This is a genomic window from Lysobacter antibioticus (genome assembly GCF_001442535.1).
In the GTDB taxonomy this organism is placed as follows: Bacteria; Pseudomonadota; Gammaproteobacteria; order Xanthomonadales; family Xanthomonadaceae; genus Lysobacter; species Lysobacter antibioticus.
This window is the reverse complement of the sequence record NZ_CP013141.1, coordinates 1,275,294-1,284,335: the sequence shown is the minus strand read 5'-3', so window position 1 is coordinate 1,284,335 and position 9,042 is coordinate 1,275,294. Positions and strand designations below refer to the sequence as shown.

7 protein-coding genes are annotated in these 9,042 nt (G+C 65.9%); all 7 read left to right on the top strand.

Translation table 11 applies throughout. From position 1 onward, the window contains the following. The first annotated feature begins 1 nt into the window (after position 1). The 7 genes from GLA29479_RS05310 to GLA29479_RS05280 all read left to right on the top strand — a co-directional run bounded on the left by GLA29479_RS05310 (position 2) and on the right by GLA29479_RS05280 (position 9,010). On the top strand, positions 2-610 hold the full coding sequence (locus tag GLA29479_RS05310; protein ID WP_144436362.1) for a hypothetical protein: 609 nt from the start codon (positions 2-4) through the stop codon (positions 608-610). 63 nt (positions 611-673) lie between these two features. Further along, entirely contained in the window at positions 674-2,023 is a 1,350-nt protein-coding gene (locus GLA29479_RS05305; protein ID WP_057970996.1) for an XVIPCD domain-containing protein, read from the top strand. A 205-nt stretch (positions 2,024-2,228) separates the two neighbouring features. Continuing rightward, positions 2,229-2,528, top strand: coding sequence for a YciI family protein (locus tag GLA29479_RS05300; protein ID WP_057970995.1), 300 nt, complete (start codon positions 2,229-2,231; stop codon positions 2,526-2,528). Further along, positions 2,528-2,821: a BolA family protein gene (locus tag GLA29479_RS05295; RefSeq protein ID WP_057970994.1), complete on the top strand. Its 294-nt coding sequence runs from the start codon at positions 2,528-2,530 to the stop codon at positions 2,819-2,821. The genes GLA29479_RS05300 and GLA29479_RS05295 overlap by 1 nt, the downstream gene beginning before the upstream one ends. 182 nt (positions 2,822-3,003) lie before the next feature. Next, positions 3,004-4,044, top strand: coding sequence for a LacI family DNA-binding transcriptional regulator (locus tag GLA29479_RS05290; RefSeq protein WP_057917843.1), 1,041 nt, complete (start codon positions 3,004-3,006; stop codon positions 4,042-4,044). Between the two features lie 103 nt (positions 4,045-4,147). Then, a complete protein-coding gene (locus tag GLA29479_RS05285) occupies positions 4,148-7,180 on the top strand; it encodes a TonB-dependent receptor (RefSeq protein ID WP_057917844.1) in 3,033 nt (1,010 codons plus the stop codon). 138 nt (positions 7,181-7,318) lie between these two features. Beyond that, positions 7,319-9,010 carry a glucoamylase family protein gene (locus tag GLA29479_RS05280; protein WP_057970993.1) on the top strand — a complete coding sequence of 564 codons (1,692 nt, stop codon included), beginning with the start codon at positions 7,319-7,321 and terminating at the stop codon, positions 9,008-9,010. Positions 9,011-9,042: the final 32 nt, after the last annotated feature.

The window sequence follows — 9,042 nt, the reverse complement described above, 5'->3', positions numbered from 1 at the left end:
AATGAACCAAGCAAGGACAGTCGCCGCCGCCCTGATGTTGGCGTTGGCGGGCTGCAACGCGCCCGAGGCCGGCAAGGCCAATCCGGCCGATCCGGCCGCGACCGCGACTCCGGCTTCCGCCGAGCCCGCTCCGGCCGGGCCCGCGGCCGCCCAGCCGGTGCCGGCCGAGGCCACGCCTGCGGCCCCCGCCGGCACGGCGGTGCAGTTGCCGGCCGAGGCTTGCGTGAAGAGCGAGGACGGCTTCGCCTCGTTCTTCGAGCAATTCGTCTACCAGGCGAACGTACGCTCCGCTTATTCGGCGCCGAAGATCGAGATCCGCGACCTCAAGGACCCGGGCAAGCTGCTGGAGTCGCAGACGCCGCAGCAGGCCGGGCCGTTCAAGATCGCCCTGGTCGACAACCAGTGGTCGTACGACGAGCCCGGCAAGCAAGCCGGCCAGCTCGACCGGGTCAAGATCGACCGGACCCTGAGCGGCGACCGCATGCGGGTCGACTTCGTCAAGGCCGAGTTCTCGCCCGACGAGGAAGTGGTCAAGACCCTCGGCAAGCCGGAAGCGTATGTGTTCGAGTTCAAGCAAGGGTGCTGGCAGCTGACTCAACAGTTGCGTTGAACCCCGGCCTCTCCCGCGAGCGGGGCAGGCCGTCCGGATAAACCATCGACAAGGAGAAGTACGATGCCCAAGTATTCGATCGTCGAATCGGTCGGTCGTGGCGTACAGCACGTCCACGATTACGAAGACCTCGAGCGCCACCATCCCACCCGCGGCAACGAGCGCGGCCGCGTCTACGGCACCGTCAACGGCGAGCGCGAAGAACTGCTCGGCAACTACGCCGGCACGCCGACCGTCTCGCGCGACGGCGACCACTACGTTTCCAAGGACTTCGTGCTGCAGGCTGGCGGCTCCAGCGCCGTCGCCGTGCCCGCGGTCGCCAACGGCTACATCGGCCGGGTCGACGCGCGCGACGGCATCGTCCAGATCTACGACCGCCCGGCCAACGACCCCAACCGCGAGATGATCGCGCAGTACCGCCACATGGACCTGCGCAACACCGAGCTGAAGGTCGGCGACCGCGTCGAATACGGCCAGCCGCTCGGCATCCAGGGCGGTTTCAACAAAGGCGATCCGAACGCCTTCGGCAAGCACGTCCACGTCGACATCAACACCGGCTACCTGCCGCAGATGGAGCGTTACGTCCGTGACATCGACAGCGGTGCGATCAGCACCGATCGCCGCCCGCCGCATTCGGACAACCTGACCGGCCCGGCCCAGGTGAGCAACGTCTCCGGCAACGGCCGCACCGTGCACACGCCGGGCGGCCCCGGTTCGACCACCCAGGCCGCGGCGATGGCCGACGGCGTGCTGCGCAAGGAAGAGCGCGGCCCCGAGGTCCAGGCGATGCAGGAACAACTGGCCCGGCTCGGCTACAAGGATGCGCAGGGCCATGCGATCGTGGCGGACGGCAAGTTCGGCCAGCACACCAAGGAAGCGGTCGAGGCGTTCCAGCGCGATCACCACCTCAAGGTCGACGGCATCGCCGGCCCGCGCACGCTGGAGGCCTTGAAGAAGGCCGAGCCGGCGCACGCGCACGATGCGCACGACCATGCGCGCACCGCCGCCGACCCGGCGCGCGCGCCCTTGCTGTCGGATGCCACGCATCCGAACAACGCCATGTTCCGGCAGGCCGTCGATGGCCTCGAAAAGCTCGGCCCGCAGGCCGGCTTCAAGAATCGCCAGGAAGTCGAGAACGCTGCGGCGACGTTGACCTACGAGGCCCGCGTCAGCGGCCTGACCAAGATCGACCACGTCGCCCTCAACGCCAACGGCAACGGTTTGTTCGCGGTGCAGGGCGGTCTCAACGATCCCACCCATCACCGCGCCTACGCCGACAAGGCGATCGCGGCGAACCAGCCGGTCGAGCAATCGACCCAGCGCCTGCAGCAGGACGTGCCGCAAGCGGCGCAGCAGGGCTCGCAGACGACGCAGCAGCAACAGCAGCAACCGGCGCGGCCGATGGTGGCGTGACCGCCGCGGCCAATGGTGGCGTCACCGCCAATGGCCCGCGTCGGCAGACGCGGGCCGCTTGGTCGATGCAGGGCCGGCACGCCGATGCGTCTGGGCGCGCGTCGCATGCGAATACAGCCGACCGGGTGCGCGCAAGCCGGCCCGTAGCCTGCGAGAATGCAGCCTCGCGCGGTGTGCGCGTCCCTCACGAGGTCGAAGTCCAGGCATGTGGTATCTGATCGAAGGTTATGACGTCGCCGACTCCTTGCCCGCGCGCGGCGCGGCGCGTCCCGCGCATCTGGCGCGCCTGACCGCATTGCGCGACCAGGGCCGCTTGTTGCTGGCCGGGCCGTGTCCGGCGATCGACGCCGAAGACCCGGGTCCGGCCGGTTTCAGCGGCAGCCTGATCGTCGCCGAGTTCGAATCGCTTGAGGCCGCGCGTGCTTGGGCCGATGCCGACCCCTATGTCGATGCCGGCGTGTACACGCGGGTCGAGGTGCGTCCGTTCCGCAAGGTGCTGCCGTAGTGGCCGGGCCGCTGCCGCGCGAGCAACGCGTCGAGGCGATCCGCGCCGCGATCGAGACCGCGCTGGCACCGGTTTCGCTGGAGGTCGAAGACGAAAGCCATCGTCATGTCGGCCATGCCGGCGCCCAGGACGGGCGCGGGCATTTCCGCGTCGCCGTGGTCAGCACCGCCTTCGTCGGCTTAAACCCGATCGCGCGTCATCGCGCGGTCTATGCCGCGGTCGGCGAGCTGATGAACACCGACATCCATGCGCTCTCGATCAGTGCGCGTACGCCGGACGAAGGCGCCGGCTGAAACGTCTGACGAACACGGCGGTTGAAGCGGTGCGCCGGATCGCACAGCGCATGTCGCGCTGCAGCATGCGCGCCTGTGCAGGAAGCCGCTAAACGCTTTTCATAACAAGCGCTTTACACTTGTTCTTGAAAACGTTTACAGTCGGGCCACTTTCCAGCCGCGAGGGGCGGTCCAGGAACGTGATGAGCGTGACGATCAAAGATGTCGCCCGTGCGGCGCAGGTGTCGGTTGCGACAGTGTCGCGGACCTTGAACGGCCATGGCAACGTGGCCGAGGAGGTCCGGCGTCGCGTGCTCGCGGTGGCCCAGGACCTGCGCTATACGCCGCACGCCGCCGCCCGCAGCCTCAGCAGTCGCCGCACCCATACCTTGGGCGTGGTCCTGCCGGACCTGCACGGCGAATTCTTCTCCGAACTGGTGCGCGGCGTCGACCAAGTCGCACGCGAGCATCGCCTGCACCTGTTGGTGTCGAGTTATCACGGCCGGCCCGAAGAGCAGGCCGCGGCCTTGCGCGCGATGCGCGGCCGGGTCGACGGTTTGCTGGTGATGTCGCCCTATGTCGCCGCGCAGGCGCCGATCGTCGATGAACTCGACGCGGCCATGCCGATCGTGCTGATCAACACCCAGAGCGCCGTGCCCGGCCTGTTGTCGCTCAGCGTCGACAATTACGGCGGCGCCCGGGCCATGGTCGAGCACCTGGTCGATTGCGGTCATCGCCGCATCGCCTTCATCGCCGGTCCGGAAGACAATTTCGATGCCCACGAGCGCCTGCGCGGCTATCGCGAAGCGCTCGCGCGGCTGTTGCCCGATGCGAGCGAATGGGTGTTGCCGGGCCAGTTCGACGAGGCCTCCGGCCATCGCGCCGGCCAGGCCTTGCTGGCCGCGCCGCAACGCCCCGATGCGGTGTTCGCGGCCAACGACATGATGGCGCTGGGTTGCTTGTTTTCGTTCGTGCAGGCGGGCCTCAAGGTGCCCGACGACATCGCGGTGGCGGGGTTCGACGATATCCCGCTTGCACGCTATGTCCACCCGACACTCACGACCATGCGGGTCAATATCGCCGAGCTCGGTGCCCGGGCGGCGCGTCTGCTGTTGACGCAACTGGGTACCGAAGCCGCTGCGCAGGAGCAACAACCATCCATGGACGAGCCGCGGCAGAGCGAACCGCTGCGGCCGGAACTGATCGTGCGCGAGTCCGGAGTACGCCGAGGGGGCGGTGGCTGATCGCGTCGAAAAAAATTTGGACGAACGTGTAAGCGATTACAGAGCAGAGATTGCTCCACCGTTGCAACCTTGCAGTACGTGCTCCTTGGAGGGAGGAAAGCATATGAACCCACACCACTCGCGTCGCTCCAGTTACAAATCCGAGAATAAATCCGACAGTTCCAGGCCCAGCCGCAGCCTGCTGGCCTGCGCGCTCGCCAGCTGCCTGGCGATGGCCGCGCCGATCGCCTTCGCCCAGGGCACCGCAGCGACGATCCGCGGTGTGGTCAGCGGCAACGCCGGCCCGGCCGCGAACGCCAGCGTCACCGCGACCAATCTCGCCAACGGCCTGACCCGCAAGGTCCAGACCGGCGCCGACGGCAACTACACCCTGGCCGGCCTGCCGCCGGGCACCTACCGCATCGACGTCAGCGCCGATGGCCAGAGCAATACCCGCAACGTCACCGTCGCCGTCGGCCAGGCCGCGACGCTCAACGTGTCGACCGGCGGCGTCGCCGAGGCCGCGCCGAGCGGCGAGGCGACCGACCTGGACAAGGTCACCGTCACCTCGACCGCGCTGGTCGAGACCCGCACCTCGGAAATCGCCACTTACGTCAGCAACAAGCAGATCGCCGCGCTGCCGCAGGCCTCGCGCAACTTCCTGGCTTTCGCGGACATCGTCCCCGGCGTGCAGTTCAAGACCGGCACCGAAGGCTCTACCTCGCTGCGCAGCGGTGCCCAGCTCAGCAACGGCATCAACGTCTACGTCGACGGCGTCGGCCAGAAGGACTACGTGCTCAAGGGCGGCATCACCGGCCAGGACTCCAGCCGCGGTAATCCGTTCCCGCAGCTCGGCATCGCCGAGTACAAGGTCATCACCTCCAACTACAAGGCCGAGTACGACCAGCTCAGCAGCGCCGCGATCACCGCGGTGACCAAGTCCGGCGGCAACGAATTCCACGGCAGCTTCTTCTGGGACCACACCTCGGACCAGTGGAACGCCAAGACCGTGCGCGAAGAAAAGGGCGAGGTGCCCAAGGCGCAGTCCAAGGAAGAGCAGTACGGCGCCTCCTTCAGCGGCCCGCTGATCCAGGACCGGATGCACTTCTTCGTCACCTACGAGGCCAAGGAATACAACTCGCCGCGAGCGATCACGCCCGGCCGCAATTTCCGCATCGACCAGTTGCCGGCACCGTTCCAGGAGATGGCGCGGCAATCGATCAGCGCGCCGTTCAAGGAAGACCTGTACTTCGGCAAGATCGATTGGGCGCCGGGCGATGCCCACCTGATCGAACTGACCACGAAATACCGCAAGGAAGACGAGCTGACCAACATCGGCGGCGCCCGGTTGGCCGAATACGGCACCCTCAAGGCCGGCGAGGAAACCCGCGTCGACCTGCGCTATCAGTACAGCGCCGCCGACTGGATCAACGACGCTCACATCACCTACGAGGACGTGACCTTCGGGCCGCGCCCGGCGACGCTGAGCAACGGCTTCAACCTGCGCGTGCCGCGCCAAGGCCAGGAAACGCGCAACAACCCGGAGATGGAGGAAGTCCTCAACTTCGGCGGCGGCGGCGACTTCCAGGACAAGGGCCAGAAGGGCTATGCCTTCCAGAACGATTTCACCTGGAACGGCTGGGAAGGCCATACCGTCAAGGCCGGCCTCAAGTACAAGGCCATCGACATCACCGCGATGGAGAAGCAGCCGTACACGCCGCAATACCGTTACGACATCCGCAACTTCGCCACGCCGTACGAAGTGCGGTTCTCCGGTTCGGCCACCGGCTTCCCGCCGGCGGTGAAGTCCAAGAACAAGCAATTCGGCATCTATCTGCAGGACGACTGGGAGGTCAACGAGCACCTGACCTTGAATCTGGGCCTGCGTTGGGATTACGAGACCACGCCGAGCTACGAGGATTTCGTGACCCCGGCCAACCTGGTCGCGGCCCTGAATGCCTACCCGAACATCCACAACGCCAACGTCGATTACGACATCAACGATTACATCAGCACCGGCAACAATCGCAAGGCGTTCAAGGACGGCTGGCAGCCGCGCCTGGGGTTCTCCTACGATCTCAACGGCGACGAGCGCCACGTGATCTTCGGCGGCGCCGGACGTTCGTATAACCGCAACCAGTTCGACTACCTGTCGTTCGAGCGGTATCGCCTGGCGTTCCAGCAGATCACCTACCAGTTCAATTCGCCGAACCACACCTGTACGGTCACGCCGACCGGCAACTGCTTCAACTTCGATCCGAGCTTCAACGACCCGGCCACTTTGGCGGCGTTGGCCCTGCAGCGCCCGAACGCCGGCAACGAGGTGTTCCTGCTCAACAACGACCTGAAGACGCCGTATTCCGATCAGTTCAGCCTCGGCATGCGCAACGCCTTCGCGATGTTCGGCCACGACTGGAATTCGTCGGCGACCCTGCTGCATATCCGCAGCCACGACGGCATCTTGTTCACCCTCGGCAACCGTCTCCCGAACGGCAACTTCTACCCGCCGGGGGTGAGCTTCGGCAGCCCGCCGTTCGGCCAGAACCTGCCCGGTTTCGGCAACTTCTTCATCGGCAACAATGCCGTCGAGACACGCTTGAACTCCTTGCTGCTGTCGCTGGACAAGCCCTTCACCGAGGAGTCGGGCTGGGGCGTCAGCCTGGCCTACACCTACAGCGACGCCAAGGAGAACCGCAACAACTCCGACATCTTCGCGTTCGATTATCCGAACCTGGACGACGTCGGCTTCACCCGCGCGCTCGGTATCTCCAAGCACCGCCTGGTGGCCACCGGCATCATGGATTTCTACGGCATGACCCTGTCGGGCAAGCTGACCCTGGCCAGCCCGGAAGCGGAGGAATCGCTGAACTGCATCACCAACGGGCCGAACCACTGCTACTTCCAGCCCTATACCCCGGGCGACACGATCGGCTTCAAGCAGTTCGACCTGGCCTTGCAGAAGGAGTGGGACACCGGCACCGACTTCAAGTTCTGGGTTCGCGGCGACGTGCTGAACGTCTTCAACTGGCGCAACTACATCGACTTCGACACCTTTCGCGGCGTAGTCGGCAATCCGAACGAACGCCTGGGCGAGCGTCGCGACAACATCGCGCTGCCGACCCGAAGCTTCAAGCTGTCGATGGGCTTCAACTGGTAAGCAACAGGCACCGGCCGTCTGCGGACGGCCGGTGCCGGGTTCTGCGATCGCGGGCCGGCACGGATGTTTGCGGCAACGAACTTTTCTTCATTGCATCGATCTAAATCCCAACACGAAGACACAGGGGTCTTTCGTTTCATGCACCACGCCAAGTCGACCACACGTGCGGTCTCCATCGCTGTCCTGGGCGCGCTGCTGCTCGTCTTGTCCGCGTGCAAGAAAACCGAGACCGGCTCGCAGACGCAGCCTATCGTGAGCGCCGAGCCGGTGGTGATCGAGCCGCTCAAGCAGGAGCGGCTGGAGCTGCCGCCGCTGTTCCGCGACATCGAAAAGCGCACCTTCCAGTTTTTCTGGGACACCACCAACGAACAGAACGGCCTGACCCCCGACCGGTATCCCTCGCGCCCGTTCGCGAGCATCGCCTCGGTCGGCTTCTCGTTGACCGCGTATCCGATCGGCATCGAGAAGGGTTGGGTCAGCCGCACCCAGGCGGTCGACCGCACCTTGCTGACCCTGAAATTCCTGCGCGACCTGCCGAGCGGCCCGCAGGCCAGCGGCAAGGGCAGTTACAAGGGTTTTTACTATCACTTCCTCGACATGCAGAAGGGCCAGCGCTACGACAGCTGGGTCGAGCTGTCGAGCGTGGACACCGGCTTGCTGATGATGGGCGTGCTGTTCGCCCAGTCGTATTACGACCGCGACGACCCGCGCGAGAAAGAGATCCGCGAGGTCGCCGACACCTTGTACAAGCGGGTCGACTGGACCTGGCTGCAGCAGAACAAGCCGCTGATCTCGATGGGCTGGTTCCCCGAGAGCGGTTTCATCAAACACGACTGGGTCGGCTACAACGAGGCGATGCTGTTGTACGTGCTGGCCTTGGGCTCGCCCTCGCATCCGGTCGGCCCGGAAGCCTGGACGGTGTGGACGCGCACCTACAACGATGTCTGGGGCGTGTACCAGGGCGAGGAGTTCCTCGCCTTCGGCCCCTTGTTCGGCCATCAGTACAGCCACGTCTGGATCGATTTCCGCGGCATCCAGGACGACTACATGCGCGAGCGCGGCATCGATTATTTCGAGAACAGCCGCCGCGCCGCCTACGCCCAGCGCGCCTACGCCATCGCCAACCCGATGAAGTGGGAAGACTACGGCCCGGAAGTGTGGGGCCTGACCGCGAGCGACGGCCCGCAGCAGACCTTGCAGGAGTACCGCGGCGAGCAGCGCCAGTTCCGCCATTATTCGGCGCGCGGCGCCGGCCTGCGCGAGAACTTCGACGACGGCACCATCGCGCCGACCGCGGCCATCGCTTCGCTGCCGTTCGCGCCGGAGATCGTGATCCCGACCACGGTGACCATGCACGAGCGCTACGGCGAGTACATCTATTCGAGCTACGGCTTCCTGGATTCGTTCAACCCGAGTTTCAAGTACGACATCCCGCTCAAGACCGGGCGCCTGGTGCCGGACCAGGGCTGGGTGTCCAGCGACTACATCGGCATCGACCAGGGGCCGATCCTGGCGATGATCAGCAACTACCGCAACGAGTTCGTCTGGAACGTGATGAAGCGCAATCCCTACATCCGCGCCGGGCTCGAACGCGCCGGATTCAAGGGCGGCTGGCTGGCCCCGGCCGATGCCAAGGGCGATGCTGCGAAGGACAAGGACGCGAAGGGCAAGGAAGGCGAGCCGGCGAAAGCCGGTGCCGCCGCGCCGGGCGCGCCGGCGAAACCGGCCGGTGCGATGGACCCGGCCACCGCGCGTGCGCTGGGCGAGGCCGAGTCGCGCGCGGGGCGCGGCAACGCGCCGTCCAAGCAGACCCCGCCCAAGCCGGAATGAGCGCTTGAACTGCCCATCGACGCCCGCGCATG